At 74.0% G+C, this 20220-nt stretch carries 18 protein-coding genes; 13 read left to right on the forward strand and 5 right to left on the reverse strand.

Annotation, left to right across the window (positions count from 1 at the left end):
• Positions 1-30: 30 nt before the first annotated feature.
• Both C229_RS0116735 and C229_RS0116740 read left to right on the forward strand, forming a co-directional pair.
• The gene (locus C229_RS0116735) at positions 31-1614 is read left to right on the forward strand and encodes a glycosyl hydrolase family 18 protein (protein WP_018656236.1); all 1584 of its coding nucleotides are present in this window, start codon (positions 31-33) and stop codon (positions 1612-1614) included.
• 122 nt (positions 1615-1736) lie between these two features.
• Positions 1737-1985: a hypothetical protein gene (locus C229_RS0116740; RefSeq protein ID WP_018656237.1), complete on the forward strand. Its 249-nt coding sequence runs from the start codon at positions 1737-1739 to the stop codon at positions 1983-1985.
• A gap of 27 nt (positions 1986-2012) precedes the next feature.
• Here the strand turns inward: C229_RS0116740 and C229_RS0116745 are convergent, their stop codons facing one another.
• Positions 2013-2483 carry an NUDIX domain-containing protein gene (locus C229_RS0116745; RefSeq protein ID WP_026313866.1) on the reverse strand — a complete coding sequence of 157 codons (471 nt, stop codon included), beginning with the start codon at positions 2481-2483 and terminating at the stop codon, positions 2013-2015.
• Between the two features lie 428 nt (positions 2484-2911).
• Between C229_RS0116745 and nirB the strand changes: the two genes are divergently transcribed.
• Genes nirB through C229_RS0116765 form a run of 4 tightly spaced genes read left to right on the forward strand, consistent with a single transcriptional unit; the run spans position 2912 to position 7748 of the window.
• Positions 2912-5467 carry a nitrite reductase large subunit NirB gene (gene nirB / locus C229_RS0116750; RefSeq protein WP_018656239.1) on the forward strand — a complete coding sequence of 852 codons (2556 nt, stop codon included), beginning with the start codon at positions 2912-2914 and terminating at the stop codon, positions 5465-5467.
• Positions 5464-5859: a nitrite reductase small subunit NirD gene (nirD, locus tag C229_RS0116755; RefSeq protein WP_018656240.1), complete on the forward strand. Its 396-nt coding sequence runs from the start codon at positions 5464-5466 to the stop codon at positions 5857-5859. Before nirB ends, nirD begins: the two co-directional genes overlap by 4 nt.
• Complete coding sequence (locus C229_RS30915; protein ID WP_033424470.1) at positions 5843-7036, forward strand: uroporphyrinogen-III synthase; 1194 nt, start codon at positions 5843-5845, stop codon at positions 7034-7036. Before nirD ends, C229_RS30915 begins: the two co-directional genes overlap by 17 nt.
• The gene (locus C229_RS0116765) at positions 7029-7748 is read left to right on the forward strand and encodes a sirohydrochlorin chelatase (protein WP_018656242.1); all 720 of its coding nucleotides are present in this window, start codon (positions 7029-7031) and stop codon (positions 7746-7748) included. Before C229_RS30915 ends, C229_RS0116765 begins: the two co-directional genes overlap by 8 nt.
• Positions 7749-7948: 200 nt before the next feature.
• Here the strand turns inward: C229_RS0116765 and C229_RS0116770 are convergent, their stop codons facing one another.
• The 3 genes from C229_RS0116770 to C229_RS0116780 all read right to left on the reverse strand — a co-directional run bounded on the left by C229_RS0116770 (position 7949) and on the right by C229_RS0116780 (position 11710).
• Positions 7949-9328 carry an RNA polymerase sigma factor gene (locus C229_RS0116770; RefSeq protein ID WP_018656243.1) on the reverse strand — a complete coding sequence of 460 codons (1380 nt, stop codon included), beginning with the start codon at positions 9326-9328 and terminating at the stop codon, positions 7949-7951.
• A gap of 174 nt (positions 9329-9502) precedes the next feature.
• Entirely contained in the window at positions 9503-10525 is a 1023-nt protein-coding gene (locus C229_RS0116775; RefSeq protein ID WP_018656244.1) for a cation diffusion facilitator family transporter, read from the reverse strand.
• 12 nt (positions 10526-10537) lie between these two features.
• Positions 10538-11710: an AMP-binding protein gene (locus tag C229_RS0116780; RefSeq protein WP_018656245.1), complete on the reverse strand. Its 1173-nt coding sequence runs from the start codon at positions 11708-11710 to the stop codon at positions 10538-10540.
• An 87-nt stretch (positions 11711-11797) separates the two neighbouring features.
• On the opposite strand from C229_RS0116780, the gene C229_RS0116785 reads away from it, so the two are divergent.
• The 4 genes from C229_RS0116785 (at position 11798) to C229_RS0116805 (ending at position 16402) form a co-directional block, all read left to right on the forward strand.
• Positions 11798-12697: a 1,4-dihydroxy-2-naphthoyl-CoA synthase gene (locus tag C229_RS0116785; RefSeq protein ID WP_018656246.1), complete on the forward strand. Its 900-nt coding sequence runs from the start codon at positions 11798-11800 to the stop codon at positions 12695-12697.
• A 5-nt stretch (positions 12698-12702) separates the two neighbouring features.
• Positions 12703-13662 (forward strand): o-succinylbenzoate synthase, encoded by a 960-nt coding sequence (locus C229_RS0116790; RefSeq protein ID WP_033424472.1) that lies wholly within the window; start codon positions 12703-12705, stop codon positions 13660-13662.
• Positions 13659-15332 (forward strand): 2-succinyl-5-enolpyruvyl-6-hydroxy-3-cyclohexene-1-carboxylic-acid synthase, encoded by a 1674-nt coding sequence (menD, locus tag C229_RS0116795; protein WP_018656248.1) that lies wholly within the window; start codon positions 13659-13661, stop codon positions 15330-15332. The genes C229_RS0116790 and menD overlap by 4 nt, the downstream gene beginning before the upstream one ends.
• Positions 15333-15814: 482 nt before the next feature.
• A complete protein-coding gene (locus tag C229_RS0116805; RefSeq protein WP_018656250.1) occupies positions 15815-16402 on the forward strand; it encodes a hypothetical protein in 588 nt (195 codons plus the stop codon).
• Between the two features lie 81 nt (positions 16403-16483).
• Here C229_RS0116805 and C229_RS0116810 read toward each other — a convergent pair whose 3' ends face one another.
• Positions 16484-17302, reverse strand: coding sequence for a tyrosine-protein phosphatase (locus C229_RS0116810; RefSeq protein WP_018656251.1), 819 nt, complete (start codon positions 17300-17302; stop codon positions 16484-16486).
• A 276-nt stretch (positions 17303-17578) separates the two neighbouring features.
• Between C229_RS0116810 and C229_RS0116815 the strand changes: the two genes are divergently transcribed.
• The 3 genes from C229_RS0116815 (at position 17579) to C229_RS0116825 (ending at position 20210) form a co-directional block, all read left to right on the forward strand.
• Entirely contained in the window at positions 17579-18628 is a 1050-nt protein-coding gene (locus C229_RS0116815) for a fatty acid desaturase family protein (RefSeq protein ID WP_018656252.1), read from the forward strand.
• A 25-nt stretch (positions 18629-18653) separates the two neighbouring features.
• Positions 18654-19460: an Fpg/Nei family DNA glycosylase gene (locus tag C229_RS0116820; RefSeq protein ID WP_026313868.1), complete on the forward strand. Its 807-nt coding sequence runs from the start codon at positions 18654-18656 to the stop codon at positions 19458-19460.
• A 177-nt stretch (positions 19461-19637) separates the two neighbouring features.
• Positions 19638-20210: a dihydrofolate reductase family protein gene (locus tag C229_RS0116825; protein WP_018656254.1), complete on the forward strand. Its 573-nt coding sequence runs from the start codon at positions 19638-19640 to the stop codon at positions 20208-20210.
• The last annotated feature ends 10 nt before the right edge of the window (positions 20211-20220 follow it).

Raw genomic sequence — 20220 nt, forward strand, 5'->3', positions numbered from 1 at the left:
GGGTTCGGGGGCCGAGCTGACAGGAGAACGATGTCCGACAAGGGTGTGCGGCGCTGGGTCGCCGTGGCGGGAGCGCTGGCGTTGACCGCCGGCGCCGCCGTCGCGGTCGCACCGGCAGCGTCCGCCGCGACAGTCACCGCCGTGTGCGCCAAGAGCACCGACTGGGGTTCCGGCTTCGGCGGGAACTGCACGATCACCAACGGGACGACCGCCACCGTCAACGGCTGGACGCTCGTCCTCGACCTCCCGGCCGGGACGACGATCACGTCCGTGTGGGATGCCACGCGGACCGCCGCCGGGAACCGCCACACCTTCACCAACCTCGCCTGGAACGGCTCCCTCGCTCCCGGGGCCAAGGCGAGCTTCGGCTTCAACGGGTCCGGACCCGGCTGGGCCACCGCCTGCACCGTCAACGGCGCGGCCTGCGACGGCTCGGGCAACCCCGATCCCGACCCGGACCCGGACCCCGATCCGGAGGAGCCGCCGCCCGGCCCGGCGGGCGCGAAGATCGTCGGCTACTTCGCGCAGTGGGGCGTCTACGGGCGCAACTACCACGTCAAGAACATCGACACGAGCGGCTCGGCCGCCAAGCTCACCCACATCAACTACGCGTTCGGCAACGTGCAGAACGGCCGCTGCACCATCGGCGACAGCTACGCCGACTACGACCGCGCCTACAGCGCGGCCGAGAGCGTCGACGGCGTGGGCGACACCTGGGACACCGGCGCGCTGCGCGGCAGCTTCAACCAGCTCCGCAAGCTCAAGAAGAAGTACCCGCACCTGAAGGTGCTGTGGTCGTTCGGCGGCTGGACGTGGTCGGGCGGCTTCGGCCAGGCCGCGGCCAACCCGGCGGCGTTCGCCGAGTCGTGCCACCAGCTCGTCAACGACCCGCGCTGGGCGGGCGTCTTCGACGGCATCGACATCGACTGGGAGTACCCGAACGCCTGCGGGCTCACCTGCGACACCAGCGGGTCGGCGTCCTTCCGGAACCTGATGGCGGCGCTGCGCGCCAAGTTCGGGTCGAGCAAGCTCGTCACGGCGGCGATCACCGCCGACGCCAGCGCGGGCGGGAAGATCGACGCGGCCGACTACGGCGGCGCCGCCCAGTACGTCGACTGGTACCTGCCGATGACGTACGACTTCTTCGGCGCCTGGGCCGCCAACGGCCCGACCGCACCGCACTCGCCGCTGACGTCGTATCCCGGCATCCCGCAGCAGGGGTTCAACTCCGACGCGGCGATCACCAAGCTCAAGGCCAAGGGCGTCCCGGCGAGCAAGCTACTGCTCGGCGTCGGGTTCTACGGACGCGGCTGGAAGGGCGTCACGCAGGCGGCCCCCGGCGGTTCGGCGGGCGGCGCGGCGCCCGGCACCTACGAGGCGGGCATCGAGGACTACAAGGTCCTCAAGCAACGGTGCCCGGCCACCGGCACCGTCGCCGGCACCGCCTACGCCAAGTGCGGTGACCAGTGGTGGAGCTACGACACCCCGGCCACCCTCGGCGGGAAGACCACGTACGCCAAGCAGCAGGGCCTCGGCGGCGCGTTCTTCTGGGAGCTGAGCGGCGACACCGGCAACGGTGAGCTGATCGGCGCCCTGCGCGGCGGCCTCGGCTAGGCACCCCCGAGACGAAAGGTCCCGGACGGCGGACGACCCGCCTTCCGGGACCTTTCCATGCGTCGCGGCGGACCGGGCGGGGTAGGGCGGTCAGCAGTGGTGACACGGGGGAAGGGACCACCATGGCGACCTGTGAGGTCTGCGGAAACGACTACGCGCTGTCCTTCGAAGTCCACGCGCAGGGGGGAGTTCACACATTCGACTCGTTCGAGTGCGCGATCACCCGCCTGGCGCCGGTCTGCGAGAACTGCGGCTGCCGCGTCATCGGGCACGGAATCGACGTCGACCGGCACTGGTACTGCTCGGCGCACTGCGCCCGCGTCGCCGATCCCGAGCGCGGCGCGGAGGCCCGCGACCACGTCTCGGTCTGACTCGCCGTCCTGACCCGGCGGGCCGGGTCAGGGCTCGCGGCCGTCCTCCAGGTAGACGGTGCGTCCCCCGGCCAGGGCCCGCAGGGCCGGGCCCATCCGGCGGGCGATGTGCGGCGGCGCGAACTCGTCGATCTTCTCCGGCCGGACCAGGGCGTGGTCGGACAGCTCGTCGGGCGGCAGTGTGAGCCGGGCGGTCTCGTCGGCGGTGACGGTGCCGCCGAACACGAAGACGTTGGCGGCGTCCACGCCCTCGCGCGGCGGCGCCCAGTCGACGCAGACCAGGCCGCCGACGGCCGGGACGAGGCCCAGTTCCTCCTCGCACTCGCGCAGGCACGCGGTGCGCGGCGACTCGCCCGCCTCGATGACGCCGCCGGGCAGGAACCAGCCCTCCTTGTAGGTCGGTTTGACCAGCAGCACGCGGCCGAGGTCGTCCAGCAGCAGGGCGGCGGCGGCGCCGCGGGTGCGCGGCAGCGAGGCGTAGTAGGCGAGGTCCGGCATGGCCTTGAGGCTAAACCGCGCGGACGGGCCGCCGCCCCGGGCCGGGGACGGGTCCGGCCGCATCGGGCCGCGCGGCGGGGGAATCGCCACCGATCCGTGCGGGTATGTGCGGGTGTGACGGCGAACGGCGCCCGGCATTCGCGGCAGAACGCTTGACCCGCGACCGTCAAGGCGAGGGGAGGGCGGCCCGCCGCCGCGCCCGCCGGTGCGCGGGCCTTCCGGCCGCCGTCGCGTGACCCCCGTGCGGGGCGCCGACCGGCATCGGCGGGTGATCATCCGTGCGTATTTTCCCGGCCCGGAAGAATCGCCATAATTCACAAGGATACGGTTGCGGTATGACCACGATTAGGTTGCAAAGTGAGCGGCTTTTAACACGCCGGTGACAGAGGCGACGCAACCGCGAAACGGCCGCTGCTGAGGATCGGCCCATGAACGACGAAGGGCACGCGGTACGCGACGTCGTGATCGTCGGGCACGGCCCGGCAGGTCACCGGCTGGTGGAGGCACTGCGGGAGCGTGACCCGGACCGGGTCCTGCGGGTCACCGTGGTGGGGGAGGAGACGCGGCCCGCCTACGACCGGGTGGCGCTCACGTCCTACCTGACGGAGGACGCCGACCTGGCCTGCGCGCCGCACGACGCGGACGTCACGCTCGTCACCGGCGACCCGGTCGTGGCGCTGGACCGCGCGGCCCGGACCGTGCGCACCGCCGCCGGCCGCGCGATCGGCTACGACGCGCTGGTGCTGGCCACCGGCTCGGCGCCGTTCGTCCCGCCGGTGGCCGGGCACGACCTGCCCGGCGTGTTCGCCTACCGGACGCTGGACGACCTGGACGCCCTCCGCGCCCACTGCACCAACCTTACTATGTCAAGGCCCGGGGCGAACGGCGTCGTCATCGGCGGCGGACTCCTCGGCCTCGAAGCCGCCCGCGCCCTGCAAGGACTCGGCGTCCGCACCCACGTCGTCGAGATCGCACCCTGGCTGATGCCGCGCCAGCTCGACGAGGGCGGCGGCGCCATGCTGCGCCGCCACATCGAGGCGCTGGGCATGACCGTGCACGCGGGCACGCCGATGGCCGGGCTGGAGGCGGGGGAGGACGGCGCGGTCGCCCGCGTCGCCCTGGCCGACGGCGGCGCCGTCGAGGCGGGCGTCGTGGTGTTCTCCGCCGGCATCCGCCCGCGCGACGAGCTGGCCCGCGCCGCCGGGCTGCCGGTGGGCGAGCGCGGCGGCGTCGCGGTGGACGCGGGCTGCCGCACCGCCGACCCGGACGTCTACGCGGTGGGGGAGTGCGCCTGCGTCGACGGCCAGGTGCACGGCCTGGTCGCGCCGTGCTTCTCCATGGCCGAGGTCGTCGCGGACGCGCTGCTGGCCCGCGCCGCCGGGCGCGCGAGCGGCGCCCGGTTCGAGGGCGCCGACGCGTCCACCAAGCTCAAGCTGATGGGCGTGGACGTCGCCAGCTTCGGTGACCCGTTCGCCGGAGCCCGCGACGGCCACCTGGACGTCACCTACACCGACCCGGTCGCCGGGGTCTACAAGCGCCTGGTCGTCAGCGACGACGCCCGCACGCTCGTCGGCGGCGTGCTCGTCGGCGACGCCGCCGCCTACCCGACGCTGCGGGCGCTGCTGGGCGCCGAGCTGCCGGGCAGCCCGGAGCAGACGCTGTTCGGCGGCACCGAGGCGGCGTCCGGCGGCGATCTGCCGGACGCGACCGTCATCTGTAGCTGCAACAACGTGTGCGCGGGGACGATCCGCACGGCGGTCCGCGACGAGGGTCTCACCGACCTGGCGGCGGTCAAGAACTGCACCCGGGCGGGCAGCACGTGCGGGAGCTGCGTCCCGCTGGTGAAGAACCTGCTGGACGCCGAGCTGACGGCGGCGGGCGTCCAGGTCAGCCGGGCGCTGTGCGAGCACTTCGAGCACAGCCGCGCCGAGCTGTTCGACATCGTCCGGGTGCGGGGGATCACGACGTTCACCCGGCTCATCGAGGAGCACGGGCGGGGCCGCGGCTGCGACATCTGCAAGCCGGTGGTGGCGTCGATCCTGGCGAGCCTGGGCAACGGCCACATCCTGGCGGGGGAGCAGGCCGCCCTCCAGGACACCAACGACCACTTCCTCGCCAACATCCAGAAGAACGGCACGTACTCGGTGGTGCCGCGCATCCCGGGCGGGGAGATCACGCCGGAACGGCTCATCGTCATCGGCGAGGTCGCCCGCGACTTCGGCCTGTACACCAAGATCACCGGCGGGCAGCGGATCGACCTGTTCGGCGCCCGCGTCGAGCAGCTTCCCGACATCTGGCGGCGCCTGGTGGAGGCGGGGTTCGAGTCCGGGCACGCCTACGGCAAGTCGCTGCGCACGGTGAAGTCGTGCGTCGGGTCGACGTGGTGCCGGTACGGCGTGCAGGACTCGGTGGCGATGGCGATCCGGCTGGAGCTGCGCTACCGGGGGCTGCGCGCGCCGCACAAGCTGAAGTCGGCGGTGTCGGGGTGCGCCCGCGAGTGCGCCGAGGCGCAGGGCAAGGACTTCGGGATCATCGCGACCGAGCAGGGCTGGAACCTGTACCTGGCGGGCAACGGCGGGATGCGCCCGCGCCACGCCGACCTGTTCGCCACCGACCTCACCGACGAGGACCTGGTCCGCTACATCGACCGGTTCCTGATGTTCTACATCCGCACCGCCGACCGTCTCCAGCGCACCGCGAGCTGGCTGGAGAACCTGGACGGCGGCCTGGACTACCTCCGCGAGGTCATCGTGGAGGACCGGCTCGGCCTGTGCGCCGAGCTGGACGCCGCCATGGCGCGGCACGTCGCCGCCTACTCCGACGAGTGGCGCGACACGCTGGACGACCCGGAGAAGCTCGGGCGCTTCGTGTCCTTCGTGAACGCTCCCGGGACGCCCGATCCCAGCATCGTCTTCGAGCCCGAACGCGACCAGATCAAGCCGGTCCTGGTGGCCGGAACCCGCCTGGAGGTTGCCGCCCGATGACCCCGACGCCCGCTCCGACGCTCGCCCGGGAGGCTCCTCCGGGCGGCCCCCGCTGGACCGACGTGTGCGCCTACGCCGATCTGCTGCCCGAACGGGGTGCCTGCGCGATCGTCGGCGGCGTCCAGGTCGCGGTGTTCCGCACCCACGACGGGGCGCTGTACGCGCTGTCCAACCTCGACCCGTTCAGCGGCGCGCAGGTGATCTCGCGCGGCCTGCTCGGGACGCGCGGCGATGCCGCCACGGTCGCCTCGCCCATGTACAAGCAGGTCTTCGCACTGGAGACGGGGGTCTGCCTGGACGATCCGGCGGTGTCCCTGCGCGTCTTCCCGGTCCGCCGCACGGCGGCGGGGGATCGGGTGGAGGTGGGGACGAGCGATGAGCACCGCGAATGAACCCTTGGCCGGGTTCGCGGTCGGGGTGACCGCGGCCCGCCGGCACGAGGAGCTGGCGACGCTGCTGGAGCGGCGCGGCGCGCGCGTCGTGCACGCCCCGGCGATCCGGCTGATCCCGCTGGCCGACGACGTCGAGCTGCTGGAGGCGACGCGGGCGTGCGCGGCGCGGCCGTTCGACCACCTGGTGGTGACGACGGCGATCGGGTTCCGGGCGTGGCTGGAGGCCGCCGACGGCTGGGGCCTGCGGGACGCGCTGATGGAGCGGCTGTCGGGGGTGTCGATCCTGGCGCGCGGCCCGAAGGCGCGCGGGGCGATCCGGTCGGCGGGGCTCCAGGAGCGCTGGTCTCCGGCGTCGGAGAGCTGCGCGGAGGTGCTGAAGTACCTGCTGGAGCACGACCTGGCGGGACGCCGGGTGGCGGTGCAGCTCTACGGCGAGCAGCTTCCGGAGTTCACCGAGGCGCTGCGGGCGGCGGGCGCGGAGGTGGTGGAGATCCCGGTGTACCGGTGGTCGCGCACCGACGACTCCACGCCGCTGCGGCGCCTGGTCGGGCAGGCGGTGGCCGGGACGGTGGACGCGATCACGTTCACCAGCGCCCCGGCGGTCGCGGCGACGCTGGCGGTGGCGGCCGAGGACGGGCTGGAGGAGCCGCTGCTGGACGCGTTGCGGCGGCAGGTGGTGGCGGCGTGCGTGGGCCCGGTGACGGCGCAGGCGCTGACCGAGCGGGGCGTCCCGACGGTGCAGCCGGAGCGGCCCCGGATCGGGGCGCTGGTGCGGACGTTGGCGGCCGAGCTGCCCCGGCACCGGTCGCGGCTGCTGGAGGTGCGCGGCACGTCGCTGGAGCTGCGCGGGCACGCGGTGGTGCTGGACGGGCAGTTGCGGCCGATCGCGCCGGCGCCGATGGCGATCCTGCGGGCGCTGGCGCGGCGTCCGGGGCACGTGGTGTCGCGGGCGGAGCTGACCGGGGTGCTGCCGAGCCGGCTGGTGCTGAGCGGGGCGCCGTGGTCGCGTGATCCGCGTCCGCAGGCCGACGAGCACGCGGTGGAGATGGCGGTGGCGCGGCTGCGGCGGGGGCTGGGCCGGTCGGGGATCGTGGAGACGGTCGTCAAGCGCGGGTACCGGCTGGCGTGCGACCCGCGGCTGATCGAGCCGGTGCGGGCGGAGTTCTCCGGTGGGTGAGCCGGGCGTGCCCGCGCTGCTGGCGGTGGCGCACGGCACGCGCAGCGCGGAGGGCGCGGCGACGGCGGGGCGGCTGCTGGCGCGGGTGCGGGAGCTGCGGCCGTGGCTGCCGGTGCACGGCGCGTTCGCCGAGATCAGCGCGCCGCGGCTGGAGGACGCGCTGGACGGGCTGGCCGGGGCGCCGGTCGTCGCGGTGCCGCTGCTGCTGGCGCGCGGCTACCACGCGTTGATCGACATTCCGGGGCGGGTGGAGCGGCGGCGTCCGGACGCGGTGCCGGGCCGTCCGCTGGGGCCGCACGGGCTGCTGGCCGAGGCGCTGGCGGCGCGGCTGCGCGAGGCGGCGGCGCCGCGCGCGGGCGACGCGGTGGTGCTGGCGGCGCCCGGCTCGTCGGACCCGGCGGGCGTCGCGGACGTGCGGGCGGCGGCAAGGCTGCTGGGCCGCCGGCTGCGGCGCCCGGTGCTGTGCGGTTTCGTCGCGTCGGGCGGCCCGTCCCTGCGCGCGACGGTGGCGGCGGCCCGCGCGAACGGCGCAAGACGCGTCCTGGTGGCCTCGTACGTACTGGCCCCGGGCGAGTTCCACACCCGAATGACCAAGGCAGACGCTGACGCGGTAGCCGCCCCACTAGGCGCCCACGACACGGTGGCCCGCCTCCTACTCCGCCGCTACGACGAGGCCCGAAGAAGAACCCAGACCATGATCCCCGTGCCCTAAAGAGTGAACCCGAACCACGCAAGGCCCGGCACACCCGTATACACGCGAACAACCGGGCCCGGGGTCGGTGCCAAAGAGGCCCTGACCCCCCGCGACGCAGTCGCGGCAGCAAACACGCCCCTCGCACCAACAAGTCCCGCCGCACCATCCCCCAGCAAGACCAGCAACCCCAGCCCTACACAGCCACCAGCCCCACCGCCCTACACGGCAAAGTCCAGCAAAGGCCGGGCATTACTAGGATGCCGCAGCTTGGAAAGCGACTCCTTCTCCAACTGCCGAATCCGCTCCCGGGTAAGCCCCAACGCCTTACCGATCTCGTCCAACGTCCGAGGCGTCCCGTCGTACAACCCGAACCGCATCGCCATGATCTTCGCCTCACGCGGGTTGAGGATGTCGAGGGTGCGCCGAAGCTGCTCGGCCATGAGCTGCCGGTCGACCAGGTCGCCCGCTTCGGGGCTGTCGGTGTCCTCGATGAGGTCGCCGATGCGGGTCTCGCCGTCCTCGCCGATCGTGGAGTCCAGGCTGATCGGCTGGCGGCTGGTGCGCAGCAGTTCGCGGACCTGCTCGGGGCTCTTGTCGAGTTCGACGGCCAGTTCCTCGGGGGTGGGCTCGCGGCCGAGGCGCTGGTGCATCTCGCGTTCGATGCGGCTGAGCTTGCTCAGCATCTCCAGCACGTGGACGGGCAGCCGGATCGTGCGGGCCGAGTCGGCGAAGCCGCGCTGGATGGCCTGGCGAATCCACCACATGGCGTAGGTGGAGAACTTGTAGCCCTTGGAGTAGTCGAACTTCTCCACGGCGCGGATGAGGCCCAGGTTGCCCTCCTGGACGACGTCCAGCAGCGACAGGCCCCGGTCGGAGTACTTCTTGGCGACCGAGACGACGAGCCGGAGGTTGGCCTCCAGCATGTGGGCCTTGGCGCGGCGGCCGTCGGCGGCGACCCACTCCAGTTCGAGGCGGGTCTCGTGGTCGAGGCCGACCTCGTTCTCCAGCTTGTGCTCGGCGTACAGGCCGACCTCGATGCGCTGGGCCAGGTCGACCTCCTGTTCGGCGGTGAGGAGCTGGCGCCGTCCGATCGCCTTGAGGTAGGTGTGCACCGAGTCGCCCATGACGGTGGAGGTGTCGTCCAGGTCGGCGGGGGGCTCGGTCTCGACCTCGGTGACCTCGAACGTGCCGTCGTCCTCGGTGGCGTCGTCGGCGGGGGAGGGGGAGGCGGGGGCGGCCTGGACGGCGGCCTTGGCGGTGACGGCCGTCACGGCGGCGGTCTTGGCGCGGGGGGCGCGCTTGGCGGGGACGGCGGTGCCGTCGGCGGCGGCCTTGCGGGCGCGCTTGCGGGGTGCGGCGGGCTTGCCGCCGGGGGCGGTGTCCTCCTCGCCGGAGTTGTCACCGGCCATGCTGACGCCGGCCTCGGAGAGCCCGCGCAGGATGGACCGGCCCTGGGCCGGGCTGATCCCGGCGGTCTCGAACGCCCGGCGGACCTCGTCGAGCGACAGGCGGCCGTTGGCACGGCCGCGCTCGAGCAGGGCTTCCAGCGCGGGGTTCGCGGGCTGCGTGAGCGGGGTCTTGGCGGCGGATCGCGGCATGGTGACGCCCCCCTCCCTTCCGTGTGGTGGTGCGGCGGAGACGTTTTCTCTCGTGACGCGCGCAATAGCGGGAACGTCGGATGGAGGGGTTCTTGTTCCCGGCCGGTAGGCGTCGACACATAACGGTCGCTCCACCACCTCGATCTTACTATGTAAAGGACGCGGGCGGGGGATTTACCCCTCGACGGACGCGTCTCCGGACTCGCCCCGCGTCTCACCGAGGGCCTTGCCGTAGCGGGCGACGACGCGGGCGCGCAGGTCGGGGTCGTCGCGGGGGACCGGTTCGAGGAAGACCTCGTCGATCTCCGGGTGCGCCTCGCCCAGCTCCTGCGCCATCCGCACGCAGGCGCGCTCGACGTCGCCGGCGGTCAGCGTGTCGGTGAAGTCCAGCCGGGCGCAGACCAGGATGCGGTCGGCGCCGACCGTCATCGTGACCAGGTCGACGACCCACTCGATCTCGGGCGCGGCGGCCAGGCGTTCGCGGACGTCGGCGACCAGGCGCGGGTCGGCCTGGTTGCCGATCAGCAGGTTGAGGTTGACGCGGCCGAGGACGAGCGCGACGGTGGTGAGCAGCACGCCGATGAGCAGCGATCCGACGCCGTCCCAGACGGCCGAGCCGGTCAGCTCGTGCAGGGCCAGGCCCGCGAACGCGATGAGCAGGCCGAGCAGGGCCGCCGAGTCCTCCAGTAGGACGCTCAGCGAGGTGGGCTCGTCGGTGCGGCGCAGGAACGTCAGGAACGGCAGCCCCTCGGCGCGGGCGTCGGCGCGGACCTGTTTGAGCGCCTGCCGCCAGGAGATCCCCTCCAGGACGAACGAGACGGCCAGCACGGTGTAGGCGACAAGGTAGGAGGTCTCCTCCTCCTCGGTGCGCAGGAACGCCTCGACGCCCTGGTAGAACGCGAACAGGGCGCCCATCCCGAAGATCGCGACGGCGACGAGCAGCGTCCAGATGTAGCGTTCCTTGCCGTAGCCGAAGGGGTGGCGGCGGTCGGCGGCGCGGGCGCTGCGCCGCAGCCCGACCATGAGCAGCACCTCGTTGAAGGTGTCGGCGACCGAGTGCGCGGCCTCGGCCGCCATGGACGCCGATCCGGTCAGCACCGCAGCGATGATCTTGGCGATGGCGATGCCGAGGTTGGCGGCGAACGCCAGGAAGACCGTCAGCGTGCTCTCGGAGTGCTGGTCACGGGCGCGAGGCATGCGTCCAGCGTGTCATGTGACGTTCGGCACCGGGGCGGGCGGGTCGGGGTTCCTGAGCCGGGCGCGGTCGGGTTTCCCGGACGGCAGCAGCGGGATCTGGGTGACGAGCTGGAGTTCGTGCGGGGCCGCGTAGGGCGGGAGCGTGGCGCGGACCCAGGCGCGCAGCTCGTCCAGGGCGGGGGCGGTGCCGCGCGGGACGACGACGGCGGTGACGCGTTCGCCCCAGCGGGGGTCGGCGCGGCCGACGACGACGACGTCGCCGACGCGGGGGTGGCGGGACAGGACGGTGGCGACGTCTCCGGCGACGACCTTCTCGCCGCCGGTGTTGATGACGTCGTCGGCGCGGCCGGAGATCGTGAGGACGCCGCCGGTGAGGGCGCCGAGGTCGGCGGTGCGGAACCAGGCTCCGTCGCGGGCGGCGGCGGTGAGGTCGGGCCGGAGCCGGTAGCGGCTGAACAGGACGGGTCCGGCGAGGCGGACGCGGCCGTCGGCGCCGGTGGTGACGCGGACGCCGTCCAGGGGGACGCCGTCGTAGACGCAGCCGCCGCAGGTCTCGCTCATGCCGTAGGTGGTGACGACGCGGGCGCCGCGCGCGCGTGCCTCGGTGAGCAGGCCGGGGGCGGCGGGGGCGCCGCCGAGCAGGACGGTGCGGAAGCGGGTGAGGTCGGTGCCGTCGTCGAGGAGGCGGCGGAGCTGGGTGGGGACGAGGGACAGGTGCGCGACGCCGTCGGCGGCGGCCGGGTCGAACCGGGGGACGATGACGGGGTCGGTGCCGGCGACCAGGGACCGGACGAGGACCTGGAGTCCGGCGATGTGGTCGGTGGGCAGGCAGCACAGCCAGCGGTCGCCGGGGGCGGCGCCGATGCGGTGCAGGGTGGCGGTGGCCGAGTGGCGCAGGGCGGCGGCGGTGAGTTCGACGGCCTTGGGGGCGCCGGTGGAGCCGGAGGTGGCGACGAGGACGGCGGTGGCGTCGTCGACGGGGATGCCGCCGGGGCGGGGGGTGAGGCCGTCGGGGGTCTCGACGGCGTGGGGGGCGACGGCGTCGAGGAGGGCGTCGCGGGCGGGGGCGGGCAGGGCGGGGGAGAGGGGGCAGATCGCCGGGCCGGTGCCGTCCAGCGCGGCGGCCAGGGCGCTGAGCAGGCGCGGGCCGGGCGGCAGCACGAGGGCGTGCAGGCGGCGGTCCATGATCCCTCAGCGTAGACGACCCCGCTGAACGTGTTCACTTTCCGGGCGGGTTGAATAGGGTCGTCGCCCACCGGAGAAGGAGCACCCATGGTCTCGGAGCTGTTCGACGCGGACGCCTGGACGGAGGTGGAGGGGTTCGGGTTCACCGACATCACCTACCACCGGGCGGTCGAGCACGGCACGGTGCGGATCGCGTTCGACCGGCCCGAGATCCGCAACGCGTTCCGGCCGCACACGGTGGACGAGCTGTACCGGGCGCTGGACCACGCGCGGATGTCGTCGGACGTCGGCTGCGTGCTGCTGACGGGGAACGGGCCGTCGCCGCGGGACGGCGGGTGGGCGTTCTGCTCGGGCGGCGACCAGCGCATCCGGGGCCGGGACGGCTACAAGTACGCCGAGGGTGAGACGTCGGACACGATCGACCCGGCGCGGGCGGGTCGGCTGCACATCCTGGAGGTGCAGCGGCTGATCCGGTTCATGGGCAAGGTCGTCATCTGCGTCGTGCCGGGCTGGGCGGCGGGCGGCGGGCACAGCCTGCACGTGGTGGCCGATCTCACGCTGGCCAGCCGCGAGCACGCCCGGTTCAAGCAGACCGACGCCGACGTGGCCAGTTTCGACGGCGGGTTCGGGTCGGCGTACCTGGCGCGGCAGGTCGGGCAGAAGTTCGCCCGCGAGATCTTCTTCCTGGGTGACACCTACTCGGCCGAGGACGCGCACCGGATGGGCATGGTGAACGCGGTCGTCCCGCACGCGGAGCTGGAGCGGACGGCGCTGGAGTGGGCGCGCAAGATCAACGGTAAGAGCCCGACGGCGCAGCGGATGCTGAAGTTCGCGTTCAACGCGATCGACGACGGTCTGGTGGGGCAGCAGGTGTTCGCGGGGGAGACGACGCGGCTGGCCTACGGCACCGCCGAGGCGGCCGAGGGCAGGGACTCTTTCCTGGAAAAGCGTGATCCGGACTGGTCTCCGTACCCGTGGTACTACTAGGCGTCTTGTCCGACGCGGTGCAGGGGGTTCGACGGGTGCGGGTGTTCGCGATCCCGATGCGGACGCGGTTCCGCGGCGTCACGCGGCGGGAGGGAGCGCTGCTGCACGGCCCCGCCGGGTGGGGGGAGTTCTCCCCGTTCGCCGAGTACGGCCCGGCGGAGGCGTCCCGATGGCTGGCGGCGGCCCGGGAAGCGTCCGGGGTGGGCTGGCCCGCGCCGGTGCGCGACCGGGTGCCGGTGAACGCCACGATCCCGGCGGTGGACGCGGCGACCGCGCACGCGCTGGCCAGGGCGTCGGGGTGCTCGACGGCGAAGGTGAAGGTCGCCGAGCGCGGGCAGACCGACGCCGACGACCTGGCGCGGGTGGAGGCCGTCCGGGACGCGCTCGGCCCGGCCGGGAAGATCCGGGTGGACGCCAACGGCGCCTGGGACGTCGATCACGCGGTGGCGATCCTGCGGTCGCTGGGCCGGTTCGACCTGGAGTACGCCGAGCAGCCGTGCGCGACGCTGGAGGAGCTGGCGGCGGTGCGGATGCGGGTGGACGTGCCGGTCGCGGCCGACGAGTCGATCCGCCGCGCCGAGGACCCGCTGAAGGTGAAGGCGGCGGGCGCCGCCGACATCGCGGTGCTGAAGGTGCAGCCGCTGGGCGGGGTGCGGGCGGCGCTGCGGGTGGCCGAGGCGACGGGCCTGCCGGTGGTGGTGTCGAGCGCGGTGGAGACGTCGGTGGGGCTGGCGGCGGGGGTGGCGCTGGCGGCGGCGCTGCCCGAGCTGCCGTACGCGTGCGGGCTGGGGACGCTGTCGCTGCTGGAGGGCGACGTGGTGGACGAGCCGCTGGCGCCGGTGGACGGCGTCCTGGCCGTCCGGCGTCCGGAGGTGGACGAGGCGGCGCTGGCCCGGTTCGAGGCCGATCCGTCCGGGTGGCGTGAGCGCGCGGACGCCGCGGCCGTGTATCTGGACGCGCGGTGAACCCGGCGACGGCGCTGGCGACCGTCCTGGTGGACGAGCTGGCGCGCTGCGGCATGACCGACGTGGTGCTGGCGCCGGGGTCGCGGTCGGCGCCGCTGGCGCTGGCGCTGGACGCGGCCGACCGGGCGGGCCGGCTGCGGCTGCACGTGCGGATCGACGAGCGGTCGGCGGCGTTCCTCGGGCTGGGGCTCGCCAAGCGGTCGGGGCGTCCGGTGGCGCTGGTGTGCACGTCGGGGACGGCGGCGGCGAACTTCCTTCCGGCGGTCGTGGAGGCGCACGAGTCGGGCGTCCCGCTGCTGGTGCTGACGGCCGACCGTCCGCCGGAACTGCGCGGCACGGGCGCGAACCAGACGATCGACCAGGTGAAGCTGTACGGCACGGCGGTGCGGTGGAGCAGCGAGGTCGGGGTGCCGGAGGACCGGCCGGGGATGGTGGCGTACTGGCGGTCGCTGGTGAGCCGCGCGTGGGGGATCGCGCTGGCGCCCGCGCCCGGGCCGGTGCATCTGAACGTCGCGTTCCGTGAGCCGCTGGTGCCCGACGGGGACGAGAACTGGTGCGAGCCGCTGGACGGTGACGCGACCGGCGCGTGGACGAAGGTGCGGGCGGCCACGCCGGGGTCGGTGCTGCACGTGCCGCCGACGCGGCGGGGGCTGCTGGTCGTCGGGGACGGGGCGGTGAACGTCAAGCGGTACGTGGCGGCGGCGTCGATGGCGGGGTGGCCGGTGCTGTCGGAGCCGTCGGGCAACGCCCGGTACGGCGACCACGCGCTGTCGGCGCACCATTTCCTGCTGGGGGTGCCGGAGTTCGTGGAGCGGCACCGTCCGGAGGTGGTGGTGACGCTGGGCAAGCCGGGGTTGTCGCGGCCGCTGCTGGCGCTGCTGCGGCGGGCCGAGGAGCACATCGTGCTGGCGCCGGACCTGACGCGCTGGCCCGACCCGGTGCGGTCGGCGACGCAGGTGGCGCAGGAGGTGGAGATCCCGGTCGTGTCGGGGGACGGGGCGTGGCTGCGGTCGTGGCAGACGGCCGACCTGGCCGCCGCCGACGCCGTGGACGCGGTGCTGGACTCCGTCGCGGAGGTCACCGAGCCGGGGCTGGCGCGGGACCTGGCGGCGGGGCTGCCGGGCGGGGCGCTGCTGTTCTCGGCGGCGAGCATGCCGATCCGCGACCTGGACCAGGTGATGCGGCCCCGGCGCGGCATCCGGGTGCTGGCCAACCGGGGGGCGAGCGGCATCGACGGGCTCGTCTCGACGGCGGTGGGGGCGGCGCTGGCGCACGGAGGCCGGTCGTACGCGCTGCTGGGCGATCTGGCGTTCCTGCACGACCAGAACGGGCTGCTGCTGGGTCCGCACGAGCGCCGTCCGGATCTGGCGATCGTCGTGGTGAACAACCAGGGCGGCGGGATCTTCTCGCTGCTGCCGCAGGCGGCGCTGGCCGACCCGTTCGAGCGGGTCTTCGGCACCCCGCACAGCGTGGACTTCGCGGCGGTCGCGGAGGCGCACCGGCTGCCGTACCGGCGCCTGGAGACGGCGGGGGACCTGTCCAAGGCGCTGACGGGGGAGGGGCTGCGGATCGTGGAGGCCCGCACCGACCGGGAGAGGAACGCGGCCCTGCACGCCGACCTGCGGACGGCGGCGCACGCGGCCGTCCGAGAGACGCTGACGACCGGCTGACCGTCACCCCGCGAGGGCTCGGCCGTTCCACCCCTGTCTTACCTTACTGTGTAAAGGTGTCGGGTTAGTTGCACCCTCTTCATTTTAAGGAAAAAGAAAAACCCCTCAGCAGGGGACTAGCCCAGTACATGGTTCCGGTCAGTCGCGTTGAGGAGTGACCAGGCCGGATTCGCAGGCGAGCATGACGAGCTGCGCGCGGTCGCGGGCGCGGAGTCCGGTCATGGCGCGGCTGACGTAGGTCTTGGCGGTGGGTGGCTGATCACCATGTGGGCGTCGATCTCCTGGTTGGACAGGCCGCGGGCGACCAGGGCGGTGACCTCGCGTTCGCGGGTGGTGAGCGGGTCGAGGCCGCGCGGGGTGGGGGGTGATGGCGGGGGACAGGAGGGTGATCGAGCGGCTGCCCGGTGGTGGGACCTGTTCCAGGTGGCGGGCGGCGCGAAAACGGGGTGACCGGGGGAGGGGGGTCGGCCTAGCGTGGGGGCATGCAGGTGACCTTCGCGCGGACGGGGTGGCGGCGTTACGCGACGATCGTGGCGGTGCCGGGGCGGCCCGAACGGCTGATGAACCCGGCGCCCGGCTACGACCCCGACATCCCGCACGACCTCGTCCACTACGTGGTGGAGGCCGAGCTGCGTTTGACCGGTGGCGTCTACGGCCGTGCCGCCGCCGGTGGCGGCTCGTTCCATGACGCCGGCGGCGGGGACGCGCGTGAGCGGCGCCGCGCCGAACGCCGGCGGCGCCGCAAGGAGGACGCGCTGCGCCGCGACGACCATGGCACGGGCGACTCGGACATGGCGCGGTCCGAGCGTCTGGCGGCGCTGTGCGACGTGGTGTGGCGGCGCCGTCACGGGCAGGTCCCGCCGCACGCCCGCGCCGCCGCGCTGCTGGAACCCGGGTCGGCCGCGCTCGCCGACCCCGGCGAGCTGCCCGGCGCGGAACGCGCGGCCGTGGAGCGGATCGTGGCGCGGCTGGACGAGCTGGCGCCGCGCTGGGGCGCACTGGAACCCGGCCAGGCGCTCACCTTCGCCTGGCCGGACCTGGCCGCCGCCCGCGTCGACCGCACCCTGTGACCCCCGGCCCCGAGACCCCAGGCCACGAGACTTTTCGGCCCCGAGACCCCGAGACCCCTCGGCTCTGAGGGGGGCGGGGGGTCAGCCGACGAGGCGGTCCACCAGGGCGGCGGAGTCCTCGTCGGTCCAGCCGTGGGTGCCCAGCCAGCCCAGGGTGCCGCCGTGCCGCTCGTCCACGCGGCCCAGGAACTTGTCCATGATGGCCGCGTGCGGTCGGTGGGAGTCGGCGGGACGGGCGTCCAGGTCGGCGGCGTAGGTGTCGCTGCCGCGCAGGCGCCGCAGGATCGCCTCCAGGCGCTCCCCGGTCTGGGCGTAGTCGTCCACGATCGCCTCGCGGTGCACGCCCGCGACCTCCAGCGCGAGCGCGCACACCACGCCGGTGCGGTCCTTGCCGGCCGCGCAGTGCACGAGCGCGGCGCCGTCGGCGCGGGCCATCACCCGCAGCGCCGCGACGATCGAGTCGGCGCGGTGGTCGAGGTAGCCCTCGTAGTGGGCGATCGAACGGTCCTGCTCGGGCAGGTCGCCGTCGTCGCGGCGCTGCCAGGGCAGAATCCGGTCGAGGTCGATCCCGGCGGCGGTACCGGGGGTGTCGGCCGCGACGTCGGTGTGCGCGCCGCCCTCGGCGAACAGCGACAGGTGGTGCAGCGTGACCGAGGGCGTGCGGGTCAGCGGGCCGGGGCCCTCCAGCCGCACCTCGGCGTCGCTGCGCAGGTCGATGACGTTCTTCAGGACGTAGTCGTCGAGCAGGACACGGACGTCGGCGACCGTGAGGCTCTGGAGGTTGTCGGCGCGCAGCACGCGCCCCAGCCGGGTCCGCCGCCCGTCGGCGGTCGGCAGGCCGCCCAGGTCCCGCACGTTGACGGCGCCGTCCAGCGTGATCCAGCGCGTACTGAGGGTCATGACTTGTGATTTTAACGGGCGCTCTCGACCTTTCTCTTACCCAGGGTCCGCTTTGCGGCGTTCGCGGTGGTCGTCCGGGGTGGTGGGGGCAGGCCCCCTCCGGGACGGGTGCAGGCCCCCCTGCGCCCGGCGGCGCGGGCGTCCAGGGTGGGAGAACGCCGGGGCCGCCCGGCCACCCGATACCGCAGGACCACGTCGGGGTTGGCTCCCGCGCGGGACGACCGGGCGGCCCCCGGCTCCGTAGCGTCATGGACGCACCCGACCGATGGAGGCCGCATGACCGTCGCCGTGACCGACCCGCCCGCCCCGCCGCCCGTCCCGGGCCCGCCCGCCCGCACCGGCGGCGACTTCGGGCCGCTGGCCCGCCGCGTCCGCGACCAGGGACTGCTGCGCCGCCGCCGCGGCCGGTACACGCTGATGATCGGGCTCAACGTCGCGGCGACCGCCGCCACGTGGGCGGGCGTGGGCGTCCTGGCCGCCCACGGCGCCGCCTGGTGGGCCGTCGCGCTCGGCGTCCCCCTGGCGGTCCTGTCGGCGCGGACCGGGTTCCTCGGCCACGACGCCGGGCACCGGCAGATCGCCGCCACCCACCGCGTCAACCGCCTGCTGGGCCTGCTGCTCGGCGACCTCATGCTCGGCATGGGCCACGGCTGGTGGAACGACAAGCACAACCGGCACCACGCCAACCCCAACCACGTCGGCAAGGACCCCGACGTCGGCGAGGGCGTCCTGGCCTGGACGCGCGAGCAGGCCGCCGGGCGGCGCGGCGTCGGACGCTGGATCATCCGCCACCAGGCCGCGCTGTTCTTCCCGCTGCTGCTCCTGGAAGGGCTCAACCTCAAGGTCGCCAGCGTCCTGTACCTGCGCGGCCGCGCCCGCCGCGAACGGCTCCTGGAAGGCACGCTGCTCGCCCTGCACACCGCCGGATACCTCGCGCTGGTGTTCACGCTGCTGCCCGTCCCGCAGGGACTGGCGCTCATCGCCGTCCACCAGGGACTGTTCGGGCTGCACCTGGGCGCCTCGTTCGCCCACAACCACAAGGGCATGGCCATGCCCGGCCCCGGCGACCGGTGGGACCATCTGCGCCGCCAGGTCCTCACCTCCCGCAACGTGCGCCCCGGGCCCGTCACCGACTACCTCACCGGCGGTCTCAACTACCAGATCGAGCACCACCTGTTCCCCAGCGTCCCCCGGCCCTCCCTCGCCCGGCTGCGGCCCCTGGTCCGCGAGCACTGCGCCAGCGTCGGCCTCCCCTACACCGAGACCGGCGCCCTCACCTCCTACCGGCAGGCCCTCGCCCACATGAAGGACGCCGGCGCCGGGTGACCCGCCCGGCCGTATGCTGGCCGCCATGCCCGAGGGTCACACCGTCCACCGCCTGGCCGCCGAGCACCACCGCGTGTTCGGCGGCACCGCCGTCGCCGCCACCAGCCCCCAGGGCCGCTTCGCGGGCGGCGCCGCCCGCATCGACGGCCGCGTCCTCACCCGCGCCGACGCCCACGGCAAACACCTGCTCCTGGACTTCGACGACGACCGCACCCTCCACGTCCACCTGGGCATCTACGGCAAGTACACCTTCGGGCCCGCCCCCGCGCCTCCGCCCGTCGGCGCCGTCCGGCTCCGCCTGGCCGCCGCCGGCGGCCACGCCGACCTGCGCGGCCCCAACGCGTGCGAACTCCTGGAACCCGGCGACGTCGAACGCCTGCGCGACCGGCTCGGCCCCGACCCGCTGCGCGCCGACGCCGACCCCGCCCGCGCCTACGCGCGCATCGCGCGCAGCCGCGCACCCGTCGCCGTCCTGCTCATGGACCAGGCCGTCGTCGCCGGACCCGGCAACATCTACCGCGCCGAAGTGCTGTTCCGCCAGGGCGTCCACCCCGAGATCCCCGGCCGCGACCTGGGCGTCGACCGCTGGACCGCCCTCTGGGACGACCTGGCCGCCCTCATGGCCGACGGCGTCCGCGACGGGCGCATCGACACCGTCCGCCCCGAGCACACTCCCGAGGCCATGGGCCGCCCCCCGCGCGTCGACGGCCACGGTGGCGAGGTCTACGTCTACCGCCGCGCCGGGCAGCCCTGCCTGATCTGCGGCACCGAGATCCGGACCCAGGTCCTCGCCACCCGCAACCTCTTCTGGTGCCCCCACTGCCAACGCTGACCCCCGCCACCGGGCGCCCGCGTTGGACGAGCGCGCCCGGCTCTGACGCGCGTCGATTGGCGCTTGCCCGGCCGCGCTCTTCCACCACCTGTTCGAGCGGCCCGCCGGCGGCGCCGAAGCCGCCTGGCGGCACTGGCTCACCACCCTGCTCGCCCGGCCCGACATCGAGGACGATCCATGCGCACCCTGATCACCACCGCCTTCGTCTCCCTGGACGGCGTCATGCAGGCGCCCGGCGGCGAACCCGGCTACCGCAACTCGGGCTGGACGTTCCAGCACACCGCGTTCCTCCCCGAGGCGTTCGAGATCAAGGAACGCGAACAGCGTGAGGCGGCCGCGCTGCTCCTGGGTCGCGTCAGCTACCAGGCGTTCAGCGCCGTCTGGCCCAAGATGGAGGAGTTCGCCGACTACAACGCCCTGCCCAAGTACGTCGTCTCCACCACCCTCGCCGACGGCGACCTGGCCACCGGCTGGGGTGACACCACCCTGCTGCGCACCCTCGACGACGTCGCCGCGCTCAAACGGACCGACGGCGGCCCGATCCTCGTCCACGGCAGCGCCACCCTCAACCAGAACCTGTCCGACGCCGGGCTCATCGACCGCTACCACCTGCTGGTGTTCCCCCTGCTGCTCGGCGCCGGGCAGCGCCTGTTCAGCGACACCGACAAGGACACCCAGAAACTCGAACTCGTCGAACACCGCGCGTACGGCAACGGGCTCCAGATGAACGTCCTGGACGTCGTGCGCTGAACCCGCCGGG

Source organism: Actinomadura flavalba DSM 45200 (assembly GCF_000374305.1).
Classification (GTDB): Bacteria; Actinomycetota; Actinomycetes; order Streptosporangiales; family Streptosporangiaceae; genus Spirillospora; species Spirillospora flavalba.

Excerpts from the sequence above, each read along its gene's own strand:
- C229_RS0116735 (WP_018656236.1), top strand. The coding sequence starts at position 31 with ATGTCCGACAAGGGTGTGCGGCGCTGGGTCGCCGTGGCGGGAGCGCTG.
- C229_RS0116740 (WP_018656237.1), top strand. The coding sequence starts at position 1,737 with ATGGCGACCTGTGAGGTCTGCGGAAACGACTACGCGCTGTCCTTCGAA.
- C229_RS0116745 (WP_026313866.1), bottom strand. The coding sequence starts at position 2,483 with ATGCCGGACCTCGCCTACTACGCCTCGCTGCCGCGCACCCGCGGCGCC.
- nirB (WP_018656239.1), top strand. The coding sequence starts at position 2,912 with ATGAACGACGAAGGGCACGCGGTACGCGACGTCGTGATCGTCGGGCAC.
- nirD (WP_018656240.1), top strand. The coding sequence starts at position 5,464 with ATGACCCCGACGCCCGCTCCGACGCTCGCCCGGGAGGCTCCTCCGGGC.
- C229_RS30915 (WP_033424470.1), top strand. The coding sequence starts at position 5,843 with ATGAGCACCGCGAATGAACCCTTGGCCGGGTTCGCGGTCGGGGTGACC.
- C229_RS0116770 (WP_018656243.1), bottom strand. The coding sequence starts at position 9,328 with ATGCCGCGATCCGCCGCCAAGACCCCGCTCACGCAGCCCGCGAACCCC.
- C229_RS0116775 (WP_018656244.1), bottom strand. The coding sequence starts at position 10,525 with ATGCCTCGCGCCCGTGACCAGCACTCCGAGAGCACGCTGACGGTCTTC.
- C229_RS0116780 (WP_018656245.1), bottom strand. The coding sequence starts at position 11,710 with ATGGACCGCCGCCTGCACGCCCTCGTGCTGCCGCCCGGCCCGCGCCTG.
- C229_RS0116785 (WP_018656246.1), top strand. The coding sequence starts at position 11,798 with ATGGTCTCGGAGCTGTTCGACGCGGACGCCTGGACGGAGGTGGAGGGG.
- C229_RS0116805 (WP_018656250.1), top strand. The coding sequence starts at position 15,815 with ATGCAGGTGACCTTCGCGCGGACGGGGTGGCGGCGTTACGCGACGATC.
- C229_RS0116810 (WP_018656251.1), bottom strand. The coding sequence starts at position 17,302 with ATGACCCTCAGTACGCGCTGGATCACGCTGGACGGCGCCGTCAACGTG.
- C229_RS0116815 (WP_018656252.1), top strand. The coding sequence starts at position 17,579 with ATGACCGTCGCCGTGACCGACCCGCCCGCCCCGCCGCCCGTCCCGGGC.
- C229_RS0116820 (WP_026313868.1), top strand. The coding sequence starts at position 18,654 with ATGCCCGAGGGTCACACCGTCCACCGCCTGGCCGCCGAGCACCACCGC.
- C229_RS0116825 (WP_018656254.1), top strand. The coding sequence starts at position 19,638 with ATGCGCACCCTGATCACCACCGCCTTCGTCTCCCTGGACGGCGTCATG.